Raw genomic sequence first — 20,860 nt, 5'->3', positions numbered from 1 at the left:
GGCGACGCCGCGGCGGCCGCGGTCGGCTGCGCGGCCAGCGCGGTGACGGTGGGGGCGACCGCGGTCAGCGGCCACAGCAGCGTCGTCGCGCAGTAGGCGACGACCAGGAAGAGGATGAGGCCGGCGGGGACGAGGACGCCGGGCCTGCGGATCGTGCGGCGCGGTGCGCGCGCGAGCAGGTCGACCGTCGCGGGGGTGAAGGAGGCCGCCTCGAGCTGGAGCATCGGCGTCGCCCGCGCCGCGACGGCTGCGCCGTCGACCCAGGCGAGCGCGGTCGGCGGGATGACGACCGGGACGGAGGGCGCGACGGCGGGCTCCGCCGGCATGTCGTCGTGATCCGGCTCGGCGGTGTGGCCGGGCTCCGTGTCGACGGCGAGCGCGGCCGCCGCGATCAGCAGCGGCACCGCCGAGTGGTCGTCGGCGGCGGGGGGCGTGAACTCCGGGATGCCGGCCGTCCCCTCGCGCAACGAGCGTCGCGTCGGCGGCGGGCCTTCCATCCTCACCCGCCTACGGTATCGCGCCGCGTGACTATACTCGGGCACGACAACCACGGGAGTCCGGTGTGCCGGGCTGAGAGGAAGCGAATCCACGCTTCGACCGTCGAACCTGATCCGGGTCATGCCGGCGCAGGAAGGAGTATCGATGCACACGTCCACGTCCCCATCCGTCCGATCCGCGCGCTTCCGCTGGCGGGTCGTCGACATCGTCGTCGCGAGCGTCATCGGCGTCGCGGCGGGAGTCATCTTCTGGGCCTGGGGCCAGGCCTGGACGCCGTTGAGCACCGGCCTGGCGTTCCTGCCGGGCCTGGAGGGGCTGCTGTCCGGCGGCTGGCTCTTCGCCGGCGTGCTCGGCGGCCTCGTCATCCGCAAGCCGGGTGCGGCGCTCTACACCGAGATCGTCGCGGCCGTGGTCTCCATGGCCGTCGGCACGCAGTGGGGGTTCGAGACGTTCATCTGGGGCGTCCTCGAGGGCGTCGGCGCCGAGATCGGCTTCGCCGTCCTGCTCTACGCCAACTGGCGGCTGCTGGGGGCGTTGGTCTCGGGCGCCTTCGCCGGGCTGTCGACCGCGATCCTGGACACGAACCTGTCGTCGATCGCGGCCTACGACATCGGTCCGCGCACGGTGTACTTCTTCTCGTCCATCGTGTCCGGCATCCTGCTGGCGGGGCTGGTGTCCTGGCTGATCGTGCGTGCGCTCGCCGCGACCGGCGCGCTCGATCGGTTCGCCGCCGGCCGGGAGGCCCGCGCCGCCGACACCGCGTGAGCACGGCTCCGGCGGGCGCGCGGGTCAGCGCGCACGGGTGGGGATGGCGCCACGCCGGACGCCGCCGGGCGGCGGTGTCCGGACTGGATCTCGAGATCGCCCCGGGGGAGCGCGTGCTGCTGCTGGGCGCGAGCGGCGCCGGCAAGTCCACGCTGCTGCGGGGGCTCGCCGGCGTGCTCGGCGACGCGGAGGACGGCGAAGCCGCCGGCGCGCTGCTCGTCGACGGTCGTCCGCCGGGGCGTGCCCGCGGGCGCTCCGGGCTCGTGCTGCAGGATCCCGATGCCCAGGTCGTGCTCGCCCGGGTCGGCGACGACATCGCGTTCGGCTGCGAGAACCTCGGCGTCGACCCGGACGAGATCTGGCGCCGGGTCGACGAGGCGAAGGATGCCGTGGGCCTGCGCATGCCGCGGGACCACCCGACCTCGGCGCTCTCGGGCGGCCAGAAGCAGCGGCTCGCGCTGGCCGGCGCGCTCGCCATGCGTCCGGGTCTGCTGCTGCTGGACGAGCCGACCGCGAACCTGGATCCGGCCGGCGCCGTCGAGGTCCGCGACGCGGTGCTCGACACGGTCGCGCGTGCGGGCACGACGCTGGTCGTGGTCGAGCACCGGGTGTCGCTATGGGCCGAGCACGTCGACCGGGTCCTCGTGCTCGACGCCGAGGGCGGGGTCCTCGCCGACGGCGTGCCGGACGCGGTGTTCGCCGTGCACGGCGCCGCGCTCGCCGGTGCCGGGGTCTGGGTGCCGGGGATCGGTCACGGCCTCGAGGCGCTCCCTCGCACCGGGGGAGCCGAGGTCCTGCTGGCGGGGTCGGCGCTCGCGGTCGGCCGCCGTCCTTTCGGGCAGCGCGCTGCGCTCGTCGCGGCCTCCGGGATCGACGTCGCCCTGCGTGCCGGCCGGGCGCTGGCGATCACCGGGGCCAACGGCGCCGGCAAGTCCACGCTCGCCGAGACGCTCGCGGGACTCCGCCCGCCGCTGGGCGGTGAGCTCACGGCATCCGACGCCCTGCGTGCGGGCGTCCGCGGCGCACCGCACCGCTGGCGTTCCCGGGAGCTGCTGACCCGCATCGGCATGGTGTTCCAGGAGCCGGAGCATCAGCTGCTGACCGCGCGTGTGCGCGACGAGCTCGCCGTCGGCCCCCGCGCGCTGGGGCTGGGCGACGCGGAGATCGCCTCCCGGGTCGACCCGCTCCTGGAGCGGATGCGGCTGACCCGGCTCGCCGATGCCAACCCGTTCACGCTCTCCGGCGGAGAGAAGCGGCGCCTCACGGTGGCGGCGGCGATGGCGACCGAGCCCGCGGTGCTGCTGCTGGACGAGCCGACGTACGGGCAGGACGCCCGCACCTGGCGCGAGCTCGCCGGTCTGATCGACGCGCTGCGCGCCGGCGGCGCCGCGGTCGGCTTCGTCTCGCACGACCCCGACCTCGTGTCGCTGCTGGCCGACGACGAACGGCGGGTCGGCGCGTGAGCCTGTTCGTGCTGGACGCCGCGCGCAGCCCGCTCGGCCGCGCCAACCCGGTCGCCAAGCTCGCGGCGACGCTCGTCGTCTCGGTGACGCTGCTGCTGTCGATCGACCCGGTCTCGGCGGGGGTGGCGCTGGCGGCGACGCTGGTGCTGCTGCCGTTCGCCCGGCTGCCCGCACGGCAGCTGTGGCTGCGGCTGTGGCCGATCCTGGTGGCGGCGGGGATCGCGGCCATGGCGACGGTGCTCTACGGGCGGGCCTCCGGCGAGGTGTTCGCGCAGTGGGGGCTCGTGCGGGTCAGCGAGGGCTCGCTCGACCTCGCGTCGTCGATCCTGCTGCGCGTGCTGGCGATCGCGGTGCCCTCGGTGGTGCTTTTCGCCACGACCGACCCGACCGACCTCGCCGACGGGCTGGCACAGCTCCTGCGGTTGCCCGCCCGGTTCGTGCTCGGCGCGCTCGCGGGCCTGCGCCTGGTAGGGCTGCTCGTCGACGACTGGCGCGAGCTCGGCATGGCCCGACGCGCGCGCGGCGTCGCCGACCGCGGCCGCATCCGCCGGTTCCTGGGCCAGGCCTTCGCGCTCCTGGTGCTCTCGATCCGTCGCGGCACCAAGCTCGCGACGGCGATGGAGGCGCGTGGGTTCGGCGCCGACGGACCCCGTACCTGGGCGCGGTCCTCCCGGCTCGGCTGGCGGGACGGGGTGCTGGTGGTGATCGCCGTCGCGGTGGCGGCGGCGTCCGTCACCGCCGCGATCGCCGCCGGCACCTGGACGCTCGTCTGGGCCCTGTGACCCGCTCTCCCGGGATGCTCACCTTCTGAACCGCCCCGCGGGTCAGAAGGTGAGCATCCGGCAGGGTCAACGTGTGGCGAGCCGACGCGGCGGCGGCGCGTACTCGCCGTGCTTGCTGGTGCCGATCCCCATCCGCGACATCGCCGAGACGAGACCGACGGCGGCGGCCACCCCGTCGACCACCGGCACGCCGCAGCGCACGGTCAACCGCGCGCACAGGTCGGCCATGCCGGCGCAGCCCAGCACGATCGCCTGCGCCCGATCGTCCCGCACCGCACGCTCGCAGGCCGCCGCGATGATCTCGACGGCGGCGGGATCGGCGTCCTCCAGATCGAGCACGGGGACGCCGGTGCCGGTCATCGACACGCATGCACGGGTCATCCCGTAGCGGTCGAGGAGGTCGTGCGCCCGGCCGAGGGTGCGCTCGAGGGTCGTCACCACCGCGAAGGTGCGACCGGTGAGAGACGCCACGTGCATGGCGGACTCGGCGATGCCGACCACCGGAACGTCGACGAGCTCGCGGGCGGCGTCCAGGCCCGGGTCGCCGAAACAGGCCACGACGTAGCCGTCGCTGCCGCCGGCGTCGAGATCCCGCTCGACGAGCTCGACGACCGCCGCCGCCGCGTACACCTCGTCGAGATGCGACTCGATGGCGGCCGGACCGGCGTCGGGGCAGACGGCGGCGATCTCGACACCCGGCCCCGTCACCTCCCGAGCGGCGACGGCGATCTTCGCGGTCATCGCCCGGGAGGTGTTCGGGTTCAGGAGGGTGATCCTCACGGATGCGTCTCGGTGGCCACGGGGATCTCGGCCGAGATCGCGGGCGGCTCGGATGCCGCCGTCGCGGCGGCCCCGTCGAGGGTGCCGTCCGAGATGCCCTCGGCCTCGCCGACGAAGGTCGGAACCTGCGGGTTGCGCTTCTCGAAGAGCACGAACAGCGCGTAGCCCAGTCCGCATCCGATGAACCAGCTGAAGTCGCTGATGTAGGTCACGTCGAACAGGCCCAGGTCGGCGAACAGCTTCGGCAGGATCGCGATGACGACGGTCGGGATGCCCGCGGCGAACACCGTCTTGACGGCGTTCGGGTTGAAGCCGTTCCGGTACCAGTACGGCCCCTTCTCGTCCATCGTGAACATGGCGTCCGTCTTGATGCGCTGCTTCGCGGCGACGTAGTACCCGGCGATGAGCAGGCCGAACAGCGGGCCGATGAGGGCGCCGAGCAGGCTCAGCGTGTAGTGGATGGCGTCGTCGTTCGAGTACCAGTTCCACGGCGTGAGGAACACCGAGCCGACCGCGGCGATCATGCCGCCGGCGCGCCACGAGATCTTCTTCGGCGCGACGTTGGAGAAGTCGAAGGCCGGCGAGATGAAGTTCGCGACGATGTTGATGCCGACCGTCGCCGTGACGAAGGTCAGACCGCCCAGCAGGATCGCGAAGGGCGCGTCGATCGCCTCCACCGTCTTGATCGGATCGGTCAGCAGCTCGCCGAACACCGGCACGGTCGCCGAGGCGGTGATGACCGTCAGCAGCGAGAAGAACAGGAAGTTGATCGGCAGACCCCACAGGTTGCCGTTCTTCACCGCCGTGAACGACTTGCCGTAGCGCGCGAAGTCGCCGAAGTTCAGCATCGGGCCGGAGAAGTACGACACGACGAGGGCGACGGCGGTGAAGAAGACCGGCACCGACGACCAGAAGTCGAGTTCCTTCGTCGACAGGTTGAAGGAGATGTTCCCCCAGCCCGCCTGGGAGACGAGGTAGACGGCGAGCACGATCATCACCACGTAGACGGCAGGCCCGGCCCAGTCGATGAAGCGGCGGATGACCTCCATGCCGTTCCAGAACAGGAGGAACTGCGCGACCCAGAGGATGCCGTACGAGATCCAGCCGAGCGCCGACAGGCCGAGGAAGCTCACGTCGAGCAGCGCCTCGGAGCCCGGGATGAACTTCAGGAACACGATGTTCAGCGACTCGGCGGCGAGGAAGGTCTGTACGCCGTACCAGGCGATCGCGATGAGGCCGCGGATGATGGCGGGGATGTTCGCGCCGCGGATGCCGAAGATCGCACGGTTCACGACCGGGTACGGCACGCCGGTCTTCTGGCTCGGCTTGGCGACGAGGTTCGCGAAGTACTGGACGATGACGATGCCGACCAGCAGGGCGATGAGCACCTGCCAGCTCTGCAGGCCGAGCGCGAACAGCGAGCCGGCGGTGACGTATCCGCCGACGGAGTGCACGTCCGACATCCAGAACGCGAAGATGTTGTACGACGACCAGGCCTGTTTCTTCAGCGGGGCGAGATCCTCGTTGGCGAGGCGCGGGTCGTAGTCGGGCTTCACGTTGCCGGCGCCGACCGGCAGGCCGGCGGCCTCGACCACGTCGTGGGGCTTGGTCAGCGGGGCGGGTTCGGTCGCTCGGCGACCGGAGGATGATGCGGGCATGCGGATACCTTCCGAACGGGGCGCGTGCGCCCGGGACATGGATCGAATGACCACGACATGGAGTCCGCGGCGGATGGTGCGTGAGAGTGAAGCTATTGCTTCATCCCGGATCACGGGTTTCTCGGATGTAACAGGCTCATGACGTCTTTCGAGAAGCGATCACTTCACGACGACGACGTCGAGGCGTCGATGCGGATCGGGCCGATAGGATTTCGCCATGTCCGCGCCCGAGTCGACGACCGCGTCGACCGATGCGATGCCGGGAGTCGGCGCTCGGCTGCGCACGCTGCGCAAGGAGCGGGGCATGTCCGCACGGGCGCTCGCCGAGGCGCTGGGCATCTCCACCAGCGCGATCTCCCAGATCGAGCGCGGTGTCCTGCAGCCGAGCGTCTCGCGGCTGATCGCCATCACGGACGCGCTCGCGGTTCCCCTGGCGTCCGTCTTCGACGCCCCCGTGGACACCGCGCGCGATCCGGGCGCGGGCGGCTTCGCGCTCCAGCGGGCGGCGCAGTCGTCCGTGGTGATGCTGGACAGCGGTGTCACGTTCCGCCGGCTCTCGCCGGGGGACACCCCCGGCGTGGACTACTTCGAATCCGTGTACCCGCCCGGCGCGTCCGCGCACGGCGACGTGGACCTGTTCCGACACGAGGGGTACGAGGTCGGCACCGTGGTCTCGGGAGAGCTGACCGTCGACTTCGAGTCCGAGCGGGTCGTCCTGCGCGCGGGGGACGCGATCAGCTACCCGTGCTCGCGGCCGCACAGACTCCACAACGCGGGCGCGGAGGACGCGGTCGCGCAGTGGCTCATCGTCCACCCCGGCCGCTGAGGATCGGCGCGGGCCGATGGCGGGGGGCGAGGGGAACGGGTCGGTGACCGCCGTCGTGGTCGTCGCCGGTGTGGTCGATCTGCTGGTGCAGACGATGCTCGTCGTGCTCGGGCTGCTGCTCGTGCTCGGCGAGGAGAGCGAGCAGGCCGTCGTCGCCCTGCTCGTGGCGTGGTGCCTGCTCGCCACCGCGTACTGGGCGATGGCGGCCGTCGCCATCGCGATCGCCGTGCGTCGCCCGCCGCCGAGCGTGCGCACCTACTCCTGGCTGGAGCGCACGCGCTTCGCCCGGCTGGTGAGCACGCTCGCGACCTTCGTGGCCAGTCTGGTCGGCGCGGTCGCGGCCACCGAACTGCTGACGCTGCGGCGGATCGAGGAGTGGTCCGGTGTGATCGAGTGGGTCGCGGTCTGGGCGATGCTGCTGTCCTGGGCGCTGTTCCACTGGGGGTTCGCGCGCATCTACGATCGCCGCTACCGCCTCGCTCCGGCCGACGAGCCGCCGCTCGTGTTCCCCGGCACGCCGTCGCCGCGTCTGGCCGACTTCGTGTACTTCTCGTTCACGAACGGCACCGCGTTCTCGGTGTCCGATGTATCGGTCACCACGACGCGGATGCGGTTCACCGTCGTCTGGCACACGACGTTGTCGTTCTTCTTCAACGCGCTGATCATCGTGCTGGCGGTGAACACGATCATCGCGTAGGACTCAGCCGGCGTCGTCGAGCGCCCGCACGAGTCGCGCGGGCGCCGTCACACGATAGGACGCGTCGATCAGCTCCGCGAGCTCGGTCCAGTCGGTGCCGGCGGCGAGGTCGAGACCGAGCCAGCCGTGCGGGCCCAGGTAGGCGGGCACGAAGAACCTCGGATCCTGCCGCAGCGCGGGGGCGTCGGCGGGGTCGGGCTTGACGAGAACGGCGGCGTCGTGCGCGACCCACGCGCCGTCGACCCGCTGGCTTCCGCCGAAATAGCAGAAGGTGCGCGTCGTGAAGAAGTTCGGCCGCCCGTGGCTGATCCGCTCCGCCGCCTCCGGATAGGCCAGGCACACGGCGCGCACCCGCGCGAGCAGCGGGTCGTCCTCGTCGAACATGAGCGGATGCGGCACGCCGCCATCCTCGCGCTGCGCAGGCGCGCGCGCCACTGTGTCATAACTCCGCCTGCGCGCGCGGCGCCCGCAGTCGGAGCCGCGGGATCACCGCACGCGCGCAGGAGCTCCGCAGAGCTAGCCTGAGTCGTGACACGCACGCGCTCGCCGGGACCGACGATCCCGACTGACACGCAGTGTCGCCTATAGTGACACCGGATGCCATAGTTCGAAGGAGACCGTATGGACGTCAGCGGATCGTCGGCCCTGGTCACCGGCGGCGCGAGCGGACTCGGGCACGCCACCGCCGCCGCGCTCGCGCGCACCGGGGCGGCCGTCACGATCGTCGACCTGCCGTCCTCGGCGGGCGCGGAGCGCGTAGCGGAGCTCGGGGGCGTGTTCGTCCCCGCCGACGTGACCGACCCGGGCCAGGTGGTCGCGGCCGTGGCGACCGCCGCGAGCCAGGCGCCGCTGCGGGTCGTGGTGGGCTGCGCCGGCATCGCCCCGCCCGCCAAGGTGCTCGACCGGGAGGGGAGCCCGACACCGCTCGCCGACTTCGAGAAGCTCGTCCGCGTGAACCTCGTCGGCACGTACAACGTGATCGCGCAGGCGGCGGCGGCGATCGCCCGCACCGACCCGACCCCGGACGGCGACCGCGGCGTCATCGTGAACACGGCCTCCGTCGCCGCCTTCGACGGCCAGATCGGCCAGCCGGCGTACGCGGCGAGCAAGGGCGGGGTGCACGCCATGACGCTGCCGATCGCGCGGGAGCTCGCGCGCTACGGCATCCGGGTGTGCACGATCGCCCCCGGCATCATGGAGACGCCCATGCTGAAGGGACTGCCGCAGGCCGCGCAGGACTCCCTCGGCGCGCAGGTGCCCTACCCGGCCCGTCTCGGCCGCCCCGACGAGTACGCGTCGCTCGTGCTCGAGATCGTGCGCAACGGATACCTCAACGGCGAGACGATCCGCCTGGACGGTGCGATCCGGATGGCGCCGCGATGAGCGACACGATCCTGCTCGAGGTCCGCGACGGCCTCGCCCGCCTGACGTTCAACCGACCGGCGTCGCTGAACGCCATGGACTTCGAGATGGGCCAGCGGTGGCGTGAGCTCGCGCACGAGGTGACGTCCGACCCGTCGATCGGGGCCGTGATCCTGGATGCCGCCGGCCCCGCGTTCTGCGCCGGCGGCGACGTCATCGCGATGAGCCAGGCGGATGCCGGGGGCACCGAGATCACGCGGATGGCGCACGTGATCCACGACGGCATCCGCACCTTCGTCGCCTCGGACAAGCCGATCGTCGCGGCCGTGCAGGGCGCCGTCGCCGGTGGGGGCCTGGGCCTCATGCTCACCGCCGACCACATCGTCGCGAGCGAGCGCGCGAGGTTCGTGTCGCGCTACGCGAACATCGGCCTCACCCCGGACCTCGGCGTCTCGACCCTGCTGCCGGCGGCGATCGGTCAGCGCCGCGCGCTGCGGCTGCTGCTGCAGGACGAGACGATCGACGCGGCCACCGCCCTCGACTGGGGGCTGGTCAGCGAGGTCGTGCCGGCGGAGGCCGTCGGCTCCCGCGCCGATGCGGTAGCGCGCTTCTGGCTCGAGGGCGCGACCGGCGCGTTCGGGCAGGCCAAGCGGCTCGTCCGCGGCGGCGCAGCGCGCTCCCTCGCCGAGAACCTCGACGACGAGGCGGCCACGATCGGCGCCGCGTTCGACACCGCGGATGCGCGCACGCGGATCGCGGCGTTCGCTGCGGCATCCGCTCGCCGTCAGGGTCCGGACTCCCCGCGACCCGCATCGAGCTGACCATGTCCCAGTTCGGCGCGGTTGATGTCCCACTTCGGCGCGGTAAGAGGCCGCCATACCGCGCCGAAGTGGGACATGCGGGCGAGTCCGGGGGAGTGACGGAACCCGCACGAGCATCCGAACAGAAGGAGAAGCAGTGACCGAGGCGAAGCCCCTGGCGGGCAAGACGATCCTGATGTCGGGCGGCAGCCGCGGCATCGGCCTGGCGATCGCGCTGCGCGCCGCGCGCGACGGCGCGAACGTCGCGCTGATCGCGAAGACCGACACCCCGCATCCGAAGCTCGAGGGCACGGTGCACACCGCGGCGGCGCAGATCCAGGATGCCGGCGGGCGAGCCCTGCCGATCGTCGGCGACGTGCGCGACGAGGACGCCGTCACCGAGGCCGTGCTGACCACGGTCGGCGAGTTCGGCGGCATCGACGTCGTCGTCAACAACGCGAGCGTGATCGACCTGTCCGGCACGCTCGACCTGTCGGTCAAGAGGTACGACCTGATGCAGGACGTCAACGTGCGCGGCACGTTCCTGCTCAGCCGCGCGGCGCTGCCCGTGCTGAGGGATGCCGCCAACCCGCACGTCCTGTCGCTGTCCCCGCCGCTGAACCTCTCCTCGAAGTGGCTGGGCGCCCACACCGGCTACACCCTCGCGAAGTACGGCATGACCATGACCACGCTCGGGATCGCGGCCGAGTTCGCGAAAGACGGCATCGCCGCGAACACGCTGTGGCCGCGCACGACGATCGCGACCGCCGCGGTGCGCTTCGCGCTCGGCGGGGACCGGATGATGCGCGTCAGCCGGACGCCGGAGATCTATGCCGACGCCGCCTACGCGGTGATCACGAGGCCGGCGCGCGAGTACACCGGGCAGACGCTCATCGTGGAGGACGTGCTCGAGGAGGCCGGTGTGACCGACTTCTCCGGCTACGCGGCCGTGCCCGGCACGCCCGACGACGCGCTGTTCCCCGACATCTTCCTCGACTGAGCGCGCCGCCGCCTCCGCGAGACCGCATCCTGCCGCCGAGACCCTGGCGTCACCCCACCGTCTCGGCGCCCAGATGCGGTCTCGCGAGGAAGCCGCCCCTCACGGCATCGGGATCAGCCCGTGGCGCTCGAAGGCGCGCGCCACGCCGTCGGTCGACACCGAGGTCGTCACCTCGTCGGCGATCGCCTTGAGCGCGGGCTCGGCGTTGCCCATCGCGATGCCGACGCCGCACACCTCGAACATCTCGACGTCGTTCCAGCTGTCGCCGATGCCGATGGCGTCCGCGGCATCCCGGCCCAGATGCTCGAGGACGGACAGGATCGCCGAGCCCTTCGTGACCCCGCGCATCCCGACCTCGCCGTTCGAGCCGCCGGGCAGCGGCATGCTGCCGGGCACCACATGGAACGCGTCGCCCAGGTCGGCCTGCGCGCGGGCGACGGTGCCGGCGTCCTCGCTCATGAACACCGCCTTCGCGACGTCGCCGCGGTCGAGGTCGGCCAGGTCGCGGAAGCGGGGCGCCGCAGCCGGGTCGTTCTCGATGCCCCAGCGCCGCCGCATCTCGTCGACGACGCGATGCACGCGCTCGCTCGCGTACACGCCGTGGTCAGTCTGCAGGAAGTACAGGACGCCGTCGGTCTCGAAGTACGCGGTGAGCCGGTCCACCGCGTCCACCGGCATGGTGCGCGCGAGCACGGTCTCGTCGCCGACTCTCGCGAAGGCGCCGCCGTTGGAGATCACGCCGTCGAAGCCGATCTCGCGCACGGTGGGGTGGATGTCGGATGCCGCCCGGCCGGTCGACAGCAGCACCAGGTGGCCGCGCGCGCGGGCGGTGCGGATCGCGTCGATCGTGGACAGGGCGACGGTCTTGCCGTGGTCGAGGATCGTGCCGTCGACGTCGAGGAAGGCGATGCGGGGGGATGATGTCACGGTTCCATGCTCCAACATGCGGGTAGCGAACCCCTTCGCGTGAGATCAGCCGCGTGTCGACGATCTCTCCGCGACCGCTACGCTCGCGCCCAACGTCACGCGCTCCCGGTGGGCGAAGCATCGCGTAAAACATTTCTTGCGCCTATGCGATCCCTCGCAATAGTCTGCGAAAAGACTATGTAAGTCTCATGAGCGCGCTCGATGCGGAGCGCAACTGGGGGAACGAGTGGCTCGTTGGGGGAAGTCTGTCCTGCTCGCGCTGGGACTGGCGATCACGTTGGTCGTGGGAGTGGCCGTACCGTCGCAGGCGTTGACGCCCGCGGACGATCCGACGCCCGTCGAGCAGGACGATGCCGATAGCGGTCCGGCGCTTCCGGCCACGCCGGTTCCGGAGCCGGAAGCGGCGGTGCCGGAGGGTGACCCGGTCGGGAGCCTGGCGTTGCCCGAGGCGCCGGAGATGCCTGCGTCCGACGAGCAGGCGCTGGCGGATGCCGCCGCCTCGAGCGGAGCGGATGTCCCGGGCGCGGACGGCTCGCCGATCGATGTGGCGGGGCTGCAGGTCGTCGATCGGAGCGAGACCACGACGACGTATCGCACGCCGGAGGGCATGTACATCGAAGAGACGTCCCTCTCCCCGTTGAACGTCCTGGGCGAGGACGGCACATGGCGCGAGATCAACACGAGCGTCGCGCGCAGCGGTGACGGGCTCGTCGTCGACGATCATCCGCTGCAGCCGTCGTTCGCCGATTCCGCCGCGGACGACGATGCGGTGACCGTGACCCGCAACGGGCATGACGTGTCGTTCTCGCTGATCGGAGCGGACGCTGCCGACGCCGAGACTCCGTTCCAGTGGTCGAACGACGCCGACGCTCTCAACTCGTTCGACGTGACGTCGAGTGCAGTGACGTACCCGGAGGTCATGCCTGACGCGGATCTCCAATACGAGGTGCAGAAGGGCGCGGTCAAGGAGACGCTGCTGCTGAAGCAGGTGCCGTCGCAGTCATGGTGGACATGGCGGATCGACGCAGGTGGCCTCACGCCCCGTCTCGGTGACGCCGACACGCTCGAGTTCGTCGACGAGGCCGGCGAGGTGGCGCTCGTCGTGCCCACGCCGATGGCGTGGGACTCGTCCGGCGACAACGTCACCTCGTCGCCGGCGACGACGCAGTTGAAGGTATCGCTTCGCCAGGCCTCGGATGGTTCATGGCGGTATTCGTTGGGCGCCGACCCGACCTGGCTCGCGGATGCGGCCCGTGCCTACCCGGTGCACATCGATCCGACCGTCACCTGGTACCCGACCTCGCGCGACGGCTACAAGTCCGACGGCACGCACTTCAGCGGTCAGATGCACGTCGGCAACACGCGTGAGAACAACACGAACAGGTATTGGCGCTCGGTCATCGGACTCAACTACGACGGGCTGATGGACAAGTTCATCGCCGGTGCTCAGCTCGCCGTTCAGTACACCGGGTATGACACGGCCGTTCAGGAGGGGTGGGTGCAGCACGCCAGCGCGTTCGGCTACAACGGTACGGGCACCCATGTCGGGTACTACCACCTGGGAACAGGCATCGCGCAGACGGAGGGGACCGGATTTGCGCAGGAGCTCGCTCACAGCATCTTGATCGGGGACCGCCCCGCGTGGATGATCGGCGGCTGGGAAGGCAGCACGTACTCCCACAAGCAGATCGACGCCGCGATGTACGTCGCATATTGGGACTATCCGAGCGTCAGCGCGGGGACGCCGGCCGCCAACGCGACGGGCGCGTCCCTGACCCCCACCTTGACAGCGTCCACCACGAATGCCGGAGGCCTTCAGCAGTGGTTGTCCTTCCAAGTCGCCACGGACGCAGGAATGACCAACCTCGTCGCAGGCTCGGGCGCGATCACCAGCACATCGTGGACGGTTCCCGACGGCATCCTGCGCCCCGGGACGGACTACTACTGGCGCGTATCGGTCGTCGACAGTGCCAATGGCACGTTCGGCCAGTCGACGCTGCGGCAGACGGGGGTGCGGAAGCTCACGACGAACCAGGTGCCGTTGCCGGACGTGACGTCGGCCACCCCGGGATCGGTCGGCTCGAACCAGCCCCAGACGGTGACGACGCTCACGCCGAGTCTTCAGGTGGCGGCGGTCTCGGACACGGACGCCACGGGCGGCAGCATGAAGTACCAGTTCCGCATCGCGACCGGCACCGATGCGAAGTCCGGCGCGGTCGTCACCTCGGGATGGGTGACGGCTGCGAACGGGGTAGCGTCGTGGACGGTCCCCGCGGGGACGCTGCAGGACGGCGGCGTCTACTCGTGGACGGTGTTCACGGATGACGGGCAGGACAAGAACTACTTCAACACCTGGGTGAAACGCATCCGGGTCGATCTGCGACTCGGGTCCACGAGCCCGTCGCCGTATGACACCGCGGGTGGGGTGAACGTCAATCTTGCGAACGGCAACGCGAGCCTGACCTTCGCCTCGCCGACGGTGCAGACCCTTGGCGGGTCGATGGGGATGTCGTTCTCGTATAACTCGCAGGAGGTTCCGGACGCGAACCGTGGGCTCACGGCCGAGTATTTCGAGGCGCGCGTGAACGGGACGGCGCCGTCGAGTCCTTCCGGGTACACGTTCGACGGGAAGACGCCGGTGCTGGTGCGGACGGATCCTGCCGTGTCGTTCCAGTGGGGTGAATCATCACCGGCCGATGCGGTGCCCAACGACCACTTCCTCGCTCGCTGGACGGGTTTCCTCAAGCTGCCGGCCAGCTACACGGGGCAGGCGCTCACGTTCGGCGCGAACCACGATGACGGGATCAGGTTCTACTACGACGGGCAGAAGCTGCTGGACCACTGGGAGGGCGGGTCGTTCGTCACCGCCGCGACCACGACCGTGACCAGCACCGGTGTCGCCGTTCCCATTCAGGTCGAGTACTACGAGCAGACGTCGCCGGCGTACGTGGAGCTGTGGGTCGAGTACACGGCGTCCGGGGCGAGCGCGCCGACGCGCGTGCTGCTGCAGCCGGACTGGTTCACCAAGAAGGTGCAGATCCTCCCGGCGGGCTGGTCGTCGTCCACACCGATCGCGGGGGAGACTTCCGGTTGGGTGTCGGCGTCGATCGCGGATTCGGCGGTGGTGCTGACGGACGCGACGGGCAAGGCGCACACCTACACGAAGACCTCCGCAGGCGGATACACGCCGCCGGCGGGCGAGTACGGCGTCGTCTCGCTCGACGGCAATGGCTGGGTCGTGCTCACCGACGAGGACGGGACCGTCTACCAGTTCGGCAAGGAAGGGCGGGTGACCAGCGCCACACCGCCGGCCGACATCAAGAAGCCGGCGTCGCCGCAACTGCTCCTCGGCACGAACGGAGTGGCCACCGCGGTGGTCGACCCGGTGTCGAAGAGCGGAACCGACTATCTCCGGAAGGTCACGTTCACCTACCAGGACGGTGCCCAGACGCTGTGTCCCGAGCGGGCGGGCGACGGGTTCGCGAAGGCCCCGGTCGACATGCTGTGCGTGATCGGATACCCGGATGGCACGAGCACCCAGGTCTTCTACAACGCGGCCGGCCAGCTCGCGGCCGTCAACGATCCGGGCGACGCGCTCACGCTGTTCGGATACGGCAACGTGTTCGGTCTCCTCGACCAGATCCGCGGCAGCGGGGCCAACGACAGCCGTCCGCTCAGCACGTCGATCGCGGCGGACGATCCCGCCAGCGTCGGCATCGGCTACAGCTCGCTGGACGGGAAGGTCAAAGCGACGACCCTCAAGCTCCCTGCCGCGAACGGCGTTACCGCGACCGCGCGTCCCACGCGCACCTATGACTACTCCGTGCCCGGGACGACGACGGTCACGGTCGCCGGTATCAGCGGTGTCAGCCAGACGGTCACCTATGACTCCGCGTGGCGGTCGACGTCCGTGACCTCTGCCATGGGTGTGACCTCGTCGCAGGTATGGGACCCGGTCAAAGACTTGGTCCTGTCCTCGACTGATACCGCGGGACTGATGACGACCTATATCTACGACAACACCGATCGCAATATCGAGACGTACGGTCCGGCCTCACCGACCTGTTTCAGCGCGAACCGGACGCCATCGGGTAACTCCGCGAGCATCGCCTCCTGTGGGATCGTTCCGGCGAAGAACACCACGACCTACGACAGCGGGATGCAGGGGCTGCAGGCAACCTATTACACGAACACGATGAAGCTGTCCGGCAAACCCGCCGTGTACGCACTCGGCATCGGCACCTCCGACGGCAGCGTGTACAAGGAGTGGGGCACCGCCGCGCCGGTGGCAGGGGTCAGCGCGGATGGCTTCTCGCTGAGATTGACCGGGCTCGTCACGTTCTCGCAGGCCGGTACCTACCGGCTGCGGACATACAGCGACGACGGTGTGCGCGTCTGGCTCGATGACGTGATCATGATCAACAGATGGGTCGATCAGTCTCCCACCGACGTCGACAGCGCCGAGTTCACCGTCGCTGCCGGGGAGACGCGACGTGTCCGACTGGAGTATTACGACAACAGCAGCGGCGCTCACATCGACCTGCAGTGGAAGCTGCCCGGTGCCAGCGTGTTCACGGTCATCCCGGGGACCCAGCTGCATCCCGATTACGGCCTGACGACCCAGACCACGATGGAGGACGTGAGCACGACCGCGAACACGGCGGCGCCGTCGATCACGACCCGCACCGCGTATCAGAACCCGTGGACGGGTCAGGCCACCTCGACGACGGTGGACCCCGGCGGCCTGAACCTGACGACGGCGGCGACCTACGAGGATCCGGCGAGCACGACGCTCTGGATGCGCCAGCTCACCAGCACGCTGCCTGCGGCGACCGCGGCGAGCACCGTATCCGCCGCGACGAGCACGACACGCGTCTACTACAGCGACCTCGGCCAGATCACCTCCACCACCTGCGGCGTCCCATCCGGGACCCGTCAGTACGGCATGCTGAAATCCGTCACGGGACCGACCCCGGCGACTGGCAGCGCGGTCACCACGACCTACCTCTACGACGTCATGGGCCGGGTCGTGGGGACCAAGGTGACCGGTGACACGAGCTGGTCGTGCACGACGTACGACGCTCGAGGTCGGGTGACGAAACAGGTGATCCGTGGCGCGACGAGCGCCGATACGCGTACGATCACGACGACGTACACGGCAACGTCCGCCGGGATGACCGTGGCTACGAAGGGCCCGGCCATCTCGGGTTCCAGTTCCTCTACCATCACGACGAAGACCGACTTCCTCGGCCGTGTCGTCACCTACACCGACACGTCGGGCACGGTGACGACACCGACCTACGAAGCGCTCACCAGTCGGCTTCTCAAGACCGTGACCACGGCGACCGGGGTGCCGTCCAGCACGACGGAGTACACGTACGACCTCGACGGCAAGATCACCTCGGTGAAGTACAACGGGCAGACCTACGCGACCCCCGCCTACGACTCGCTGCAACGACTCTCGACCGTGAGCTATCTCGGAGGCGCGCAATTGGCGATCACCCGGGACAAACGTGGCATGATCACGCAGCAGATGTGGACCTTCGCCGGAGCGAGCACGCTGACGGACGCCGTCTCGCGATCGCGCGCGGGGCGCGTCGTCGGGGAGACCATCACCCAGGGCAGCACGTCCTACGCCAGCCGCTACTCCTACGACTCGGCCGGTCGCCTCGTGCAAGCCGCGATCCCCGACCATGAGCTGCTCTACAAATACGCCGGCACCGGTGGGTGTGGCGTCAACACCGCGGCCGGCGCGTCCGGGAACAGGACCGAGACCGTCGACACCTACGCCCCCGTATCGGGGGAAACGTCGATCACGGTGACCGACTACTGCTACGACTGGGCCGACCGCCTGACATCCAGCGCGACGGACATTCAGGAAGGAGACCCCGACCTGAACACCGTCGCGGACGGGCTCGACGCGAGCGAGATCGCCTACGACTACCGCGGCAACACGACCCGGCTCGGCGACATGACCCTCGCCTACGACTCCAGCAACCAGCACGTCAAGACGACCTATGACGATGGCACCACTGTGGTGATCAACCGCGACGCGACCAGCCGGATCGTCTCCCGCACCACGGATCCGGCCGGCGCGCCCGAGGCGACGACCGTCAAGTATCTCTATGCCGGCACGGGTGACTCGCCCTGGGCGACCGTCTCGGCGGCCGGTGTGGTGACGGTGTCGCTGTCGCTGCCCGGCGGCGCCTGTGTCGACATCCCCAGCAGTGGTGCGGCGACGTGGTCGTACCCTTCGATCCTCGGCAACACGCTCACAACGGGGGCCGGCACCACCACGACTGGGATCCGGCTCTACGACCCGTTCGGTCAGCCGTTGGATCCGGCCACGCTGGAGATCGGCACTGCGGCCGCGGACGATGGCGGCATCGTCAACGACACCACCGGCTGGCACGAGAGTGCTCAGAAGCTCGCGGAGACGGCTGGTTCGACGCAGTTGATCGAGATGGGCGCTCGCGTCTATATCGCGGCGCTCGGCCGCTTCTTGCAGGTCGATCCCGTTCAGGGAGGTGGTGAGAACGCCTACGTCTGGCCCACTGACCCCATCGGCAAACACGACCTCAGCGGTAAGCGACCTTTGGGTGCTTACGACTACGCCGGCGCGTACGACAGGAATTCCAGTGTCCACAGTGCGAGCGACATTGCTGCCGCAATGAAGGCTGCAACGCCGCAACGACCCGGCGTCGGTAGTGCCGCTCCGGCGTGGCGAACGGTAGCTGCATCGGTCGCGACAGCTATGCAGTACTTTTCATATGCGTTGGCCGTATTCTCGGTTGGCTCCCTGGTTGTTGCGGCATACGCAAAGCAGCCGCAGCTTGCTGCTGCGTTCTTAGGAGTTGGCAACGGCCTGGGATGGATTTCCGTCATAACGGGAGCTGGCGGACTGGCGCTCGATTGTTGGGCTTACAACATTGACGCACAATGCAGGGCTTCGGCTCTCACTCTTGGAATGTCATTCTTGATAGGCGCGACTGCGAGCACGACAGGAGCGGGCGCGCTTGGTGGCCCGATAGCTGCTTTGATCTTTGACACTCATATGTTCGTGGTTGGCTTGATTCCTACCTCACGGGAGCTTCCGACATGGTGAGACCGACTATCGGCGGGCCCACAGTGGTTCCGGAATTTCGTTGGCGGGGACAAGCCATGTGGGCGGGAGTCGCTATCGTTACGCTTATTCTTGTTGCCGGCTCGATCGCTGCTGTCCTGCGCCAGGAAGGGTGGGGCAGCTTCGTGACCTGGGTGCTCCCTGCACTATTCTTTCCCAGTACTTTGACATGGATTGAGTCGTCGCGCTTCCGCGGTCTTCAGCATGATGCGATGACTGCCGGCGCGCAGTACTTGTTTGTGCGCGCGGCATCCGCAACGGGCTGGGCAGAAGGCGAAAAGGTCAAAGTCGTTAGTCGGGCGGGACTAGGGTGGATAAAGCTCACTGACGCAGGCATCGAAATCTGCGAACGCCACACCCGTGCGGCTTTTACGCAGGCGTCATGGAGTGATGTGGAGGCCGCTGAAACAGTTGCGTTATGGGGATCGCTGGTCTTCGAACCGGTGTTGCGCATCACCTTCTGCTCCGGCGAAGCGGTTGACCTCGTCCCAGTCATACCTGGTATCCGCGGCTCCTTAGGTTACCCGCGGTCGCGATTTCACGCTCTAGCGGACTCTATCTCTCGCTTCGCAGCACGAGAAAGAGGTACGGGTTGACGGCCACACCCATTGGCAGGCTCGCGAAGGCGCGCCCAGATGCTAGGAATCTGCTATGACCGAGCCGACTTCAGGTGTTCGCACCAACACGCTCGCTCTCATCGGGTTCATCGCGGCGTTCATCGTGCCGCTGCTCGGCCTCATTCTGGGCATCGTCGCGGTCAACCAGCTGCGCGGCCGAGCCGTCAATCAGGGCGGCCGTGGGTTCGCCCGGTGGGCCGTGGTGATCGGCGGCCTCGGCACCTGTGCTCAAGCCGCCTTCTTCATCGTGTGGCTCACCCTGCTGATCAAGGCGCTCCAACACATGACGTGAACTTTGTGGAACGACAAGCGGTGTCGATTGATCGTGGATAGAGATGCCGACATGGTGAAGCCGTCACTCGGCGGACCCGACACGGCGTCCGTCCGCCGGTCGTCGGCGTGGTCGGCACCAAAGGGATGAACGTTCATGAGTCGGCCTCGACGAGATTCACCGGTTGCCCCGCAGGACGAACAGGACGAGAGCTGATCTCATTCGGCGAATTTCTCGCACCGCGGATGTCGCGTTTTGTCTTCACTCCGCAGAACGTGATCTCGTATTTCGTGATCGGAATCGTTGGCCCGTTGTGGATGGGGTCATATGTCGTGCTGAAGCCCGTGGCGCGGAAGACTTGGGGGGTGCTGGCTACCGAAGAGACGGCGCTGTTCGCGGTCGCGCTTCTCTTCTGCGCGGTCGCTCTGTGCGCGCTCTGGAGGGGTCCGTGGATTCGCGACGCGCTCATCCGCGCCGGTAGGTCGCGCTGCGGGGCGGTCGCGGTCGCGATCGCTGCTCCAGTGGTTGCTCTCGGGCTGTCGATCGGGGTCGCGGTGATCGCATTCGCACAGGCGGCTCCGCTGTGACGGTGGCCCAGCGCACCGGGCCGTCGGTCGTACGCCCGGAGGGCCGTTGGACCGGATATCTCATCTGGTGGTGCCTGGTGGCCTGCGTAGCGGTCTCGGCCGGAGGGTGTGTCGCTGCCCGTGCTGCGGCACGAGAGCTGGGGCAGCGTCGCGACCTGGGCGCTCCCCGGCCTGTTCTGTCCGGTCGCCCTGATCGGCATCCAGGCCTCACGGTTCCGGCGTCTTCGGCGCGAGGCGATGGCAGACGGCGGTCGGTATCTGTTCGCACGCGCCGCGTCGGTCGCCGAGCCGGCGGACCGTGCTGCCGCTGTCGTCACGGGTCTTGCCGGACCCGGGTGGATGACCTTCACCGACGCGGGCATCGAGATCCGCGAACGCCACGTCCGACGGCCGTTCGCACAGGTGGCGTGGGATGACGTGGCCGCGGTCGAGCCCGTCGAGATATGGGGTTCCCTGATCTTCGAACCCGTGTTGCGCATCACGTTCCGCTCACGCGAGGCGGTCGACATCGTTCCCGTCGAACCGGGTATTCGTGGTTCATTCGGCTACCGGCGGACCTGGCTGCGCAGGCTGGTGCATGACCTGGCTGCGCGTGTCCGGGAGCGAACCGGTCGTCGCGGACGTGGTCGAGCGTCGTGGTCGTGAACCTCGGGCGCATGGCCGGCGGGTCGGCAACCGCGCTCGCCACACCCGAGGACGAGGGA

Annotated in this window: 16 protein-coding genes, 1 pseudogene and 1 riboswitch; of the genes and pseudogenes, 12 read left to right on the top strand and 5 right to left on the bottom strand. The window is 69.3% G+C overall.

All coding sequences use genetic code 11. The annotated features are described in order from the left end of the window. Positions 1-497, bottom strand: a pseudogene (locus QM626_RS12335) (D-alanyl-D-alanine carboxypeptidase); the annotation flags it as partial. A 42-nt stretch (positions 498-539) separates the two neighbouring features. Next, positions 540-650, top strand: a riboswitch (TPP riboswitch). Between QM626_RS12335 and QM626_RS12330 the strand changes: the two are divergent. The 3 genes from QM626_RS12330 to QM626_RS12320 all read left to right on the top strand — a co-directional run bounded on the left by QM626_RS12330 (position 643) and on the right by QM626_RS12320 (position 3,508). After that, positions 643-1,263, top strand: a complete 621-nt coding sequence (locus tag QM626_RS12330) for an ECF transporter S component (protein WP_415077247.1) — start codon at positions 643-645, stop codon at positions 1,261-1,263. It overlaps the preceding riboswitch by 8 nt. Continuing rightward, positions 1,260-2,726 (top strand): ABC transporter ATP-binding protein, encoded by a 1,467-nt coding sequence (locus tag QM626_RS12325; RefSeq protein WP_415077246.1) that lies wholly within the window; start codon positions 1,260-1,262, stop codon positions 2,724-2,726. Before QM626_RS12330 ends, QM626_RS12325 begins: the two co-directional genes overlap by 4 nt. Beyond that, positions 2,723-3,508 (top strand): energy-coupling factor transporter transmembrane component T family protein, encoded by a 786-nt coding sequence (locus QM626_RS12320; RefSeq protein WP_415077245.1) that lies wholly within the window; start codon positions 2,723-2,725, stop codon positions 3,506-3,508. The genes QM626_RS12325 and QM626_RS12320 overlap by 4 nt, the downstream gene beginning before the upstream one ends. 66 nt (positions 3,509-3,574) lie before the next feature. On the opposite strand, the gene QM626_RS12315 is transcribed toward QM626_RS12320, so the two are convergent. Together QM626_RS12315 and QM626_RS12310 are read right to left on the bottom strand one after the other, a co-directional pair. Next, positions 3,575-4,288: an aspartate/glutamate racemase family protein gene (locus tag QM626_RS12315; protein WP_415077244.1), complete on the bottom strand. Its 714-nt coding sequence runs from the start codon at positions 4,286-4,288 to the stop codon at positions 3,575-3,577. Beyond that, on the bottom strand, positions 4,285-5,946 hold the full coding sequence (locus QM626_RS12310) for an NCS1 family nucleobase:cation symporter-1 (RefSeq protein WP_415077243.1): 1,662 nt from the start codon (positions 5,944-5,946) through the stop codon (positions 4,285-4,287). The genes QM626_RS12315 and QM626_RS12310 overlap by 4 nt, the downstream gene beginning before the upstream one ends. Positions 5,947-6,163: 217 nt before the next feature. Here QM626_RS12310 and QM626_RS12305 point away from each other — a divergent pair, with 217 nt between their 5' ends. Together QM626_RS12305 and QM626_RS12300 are read left to right on the top strand one after the other, a co-directional pair. Further along, positions 6,164-6,772, top strand: a complete 609-nt coding sequence (locus QM626_RS12305) for a helix-turn-helix domain-containing protein (protein ID WP_415077242.1) — start codon at positions 6,164-6,166, stop codon at positions 6,770-6,772. 43 nt (positions 6,773-6,815) lie between these two features. Then, positions 6,816-7,469 (top strand): DUF1345 domain-containing protein, encoded by a 654-nt coding sequence (locus QM626_RS12300; protein WP_415077241.1) that lies wholly within the window; start codon positions 6,816-6,818, stop codon positions 7,467-7,469. Positions 7,470-7,472: 3 nt separating this feature from the next. Here the strand turns inward: QM626_RS12300 and QM626_RS12295 are convergent, their stop codons facing one another. Then, entirely contained in the window at positions 7,473-7,868 is a 396-nt protein-coding gene (locus tag QM626_RS12295; protein ID WP_415077240.1) for an MmcQ/YjbR family DNA-binding protein, read from the bottom strand. A 222-nt stretch (positions 7,869-8,090) separates the two neighbouring features. On the opposite strand from QM626_RS12295, the gene QM626_RS12290 reads away from it, so the two are divergent. The 3 genes from QM626_RS12290 to QM626_RS12280 all read left to right on the top strand — a co-directional run bounded on the left by QM626_RS12290 (position 8,091) and on the right by QM626_RS12280 (position 10,631). Beyond that, positions 8,091-8,852, top strand: coding sequence for an SDR family NAD(P)-dependent oxidoreductase (locus QM626_RS12290; protein ID WP_415077239.1), 762 nt, complete (start codon positions 8,091-8,093; stop codon positions 8,850-8,852). Continuing rightward, entirely contained in the window at positions 8,849-9,652 is an 804-nt protein-coding gene (locus QM626_RS12285) for an enoyl-CoA hydratase/isomerase family protein (RefSeq protein ID WP_415077238.1), read from the top strand. Before QM626_RS12290 ends, QM626_RS12285 begins: the two co-directional genes overlap by 4 nt. Positions 9,653-9,788: 136 nt before the next feature. Next, entirely contained in the window at positions 9,789-10,631 is an 843-nt protein-coding gene (locus QM626_RS12280) for an SDR family oxidoreductase (RefSeq protein ID WP_415077237.1), read from the top strand. A gap of 99 nt (positions 10,632-10,730) precedes the next feature. Here the strand turns inward: QM626_RS12280 and QM626_RS12275 are convergent, their stop codons facing one another. Next, positions 10,731-11,558, bottom strand: a complete 828-nt coding sequence (locus QM626_RS12275) for an HAD family hydrolase (RefSeq protein WP_415077236.1) — start codon at positions 11,556-11,558, stop codon at positions 10,731-10,733. A gap of 310 nt (positions 11,559-11,868) precedes the next feature. Between QM626_RS12275 and QM626_RS12270 the strand changes: the two genes are divergently transcribed. From QM626_RS12270 to QM626_RS12255, 4 genes are all read left to right on the top strand, one after another. Beyond that, positions 11,869-18,663, top strand: a complete 6,795-nt coding sequence (locus QM626_RS12270; RefSeq protein ID WP_415077235.1) for a PA14 domain-containing protein — start codon at positions 11,869-11,871, stop codon at positions 18,661-18,663. Positions 18,664-19,332: 669 nt separating this feature from the next. Further along, positions 19,333-19,590 (top strand): DUF4190 domain-containing protein, encoded by a 258-nt coding sequence (locus tag QM626_RS12265; RefSeq protein WP_415077234.1) that lies wholly within the window; start codon positions 19,333-19,335, stop codon positions 19,588-19,590. Between the two features lie 107 nt (positions 19,591-19,697). Beyond that, positions 19,698-20,156 (top strand): hypothetical protein, encoded by a 459-nt coding sequence (locus QM626_RS12260; RefSeq protein ID WP_415077233.1) that lies wholly within the window; start codon positions 19,698-19,700, stop codon positions 20,154-20,156. A 339-nt stretch (positions 20,157-20,495) separates the two neighbouring features. Beyond that, positions 20,496-20,801 (top strand): hypothetical protein, encoded by a 306-nt coding sequence (locus tag QM626_RS12255; RefSeq protein WP_415077232.1) that lies wholly within the window; start codon positions 20,496-20,498, stop codon positions 20,799-20,801. Positions 20,802-20,860: the final 59 nt, after the last annotated feature.

The sequence above is a fragment of the Microbacterium sp. genome (assembly GCF_047606385.1).
Lineage (GTDB): Bacteria > Actinomycetota > Actinomycetes > Actinomycetales > Microbacteriaceae > Microbacterium.
The sequence above is the reverse complement of the archived record's forward strand: the minus strand, read 5'-3'. Positions and strand labels throughout refer to the sequence as shown.

Coding starts and splice junctions, on each gene's coding strand:
- QM626_RS12330 (WP_415077247.1), top strand. CDS start 643: ATGCACACGTCCACGTCCCCATCCGTCCGATCCGCGCGCTTCCGCTGG.
- QM626_RS12310 (WP_415077243.1), bottom strand. CDS start 5,946: ATGCCCGCATCATCCTCCGGTCGCCGAGCGACCGAACCCGCCCCGCTG.
- QM626_RS12305 (WP_415077242.1), top strand. CDS start 6,164: ATGTCCGCGCCCGAGTCGACGACCGCGTCGACCGATGCGATGCCGGGA.
- QM626_RS12290 (WP_415077239.1), top strand. CDS start 8,091: ATGGACGTCAGCGGATCGTCGGCCCTGGTCACCGGCGGCGCGAGCGGA.
- QM626_RS12285 (WP_415077238.1), top strand. CDS start 8,849: ATGAGCGACACGATCCTGCTCGAGGTCCGCGACGGCCTCGCCCGCCTG.
- QM626_RS12265 (WP_415077234.1), top strand. CDS start 19,333: ATGACCGAGCCGACTTCAGGTGTTCGCACCAACACGCTCGCTCTCATC.
- QM626_RS12255 (WP_415077232.1), top strand. CDS start 20,496: ATGACCTTCACCGACGCGGGCATCGAGATCCGCGAACGCCACGTCCGA.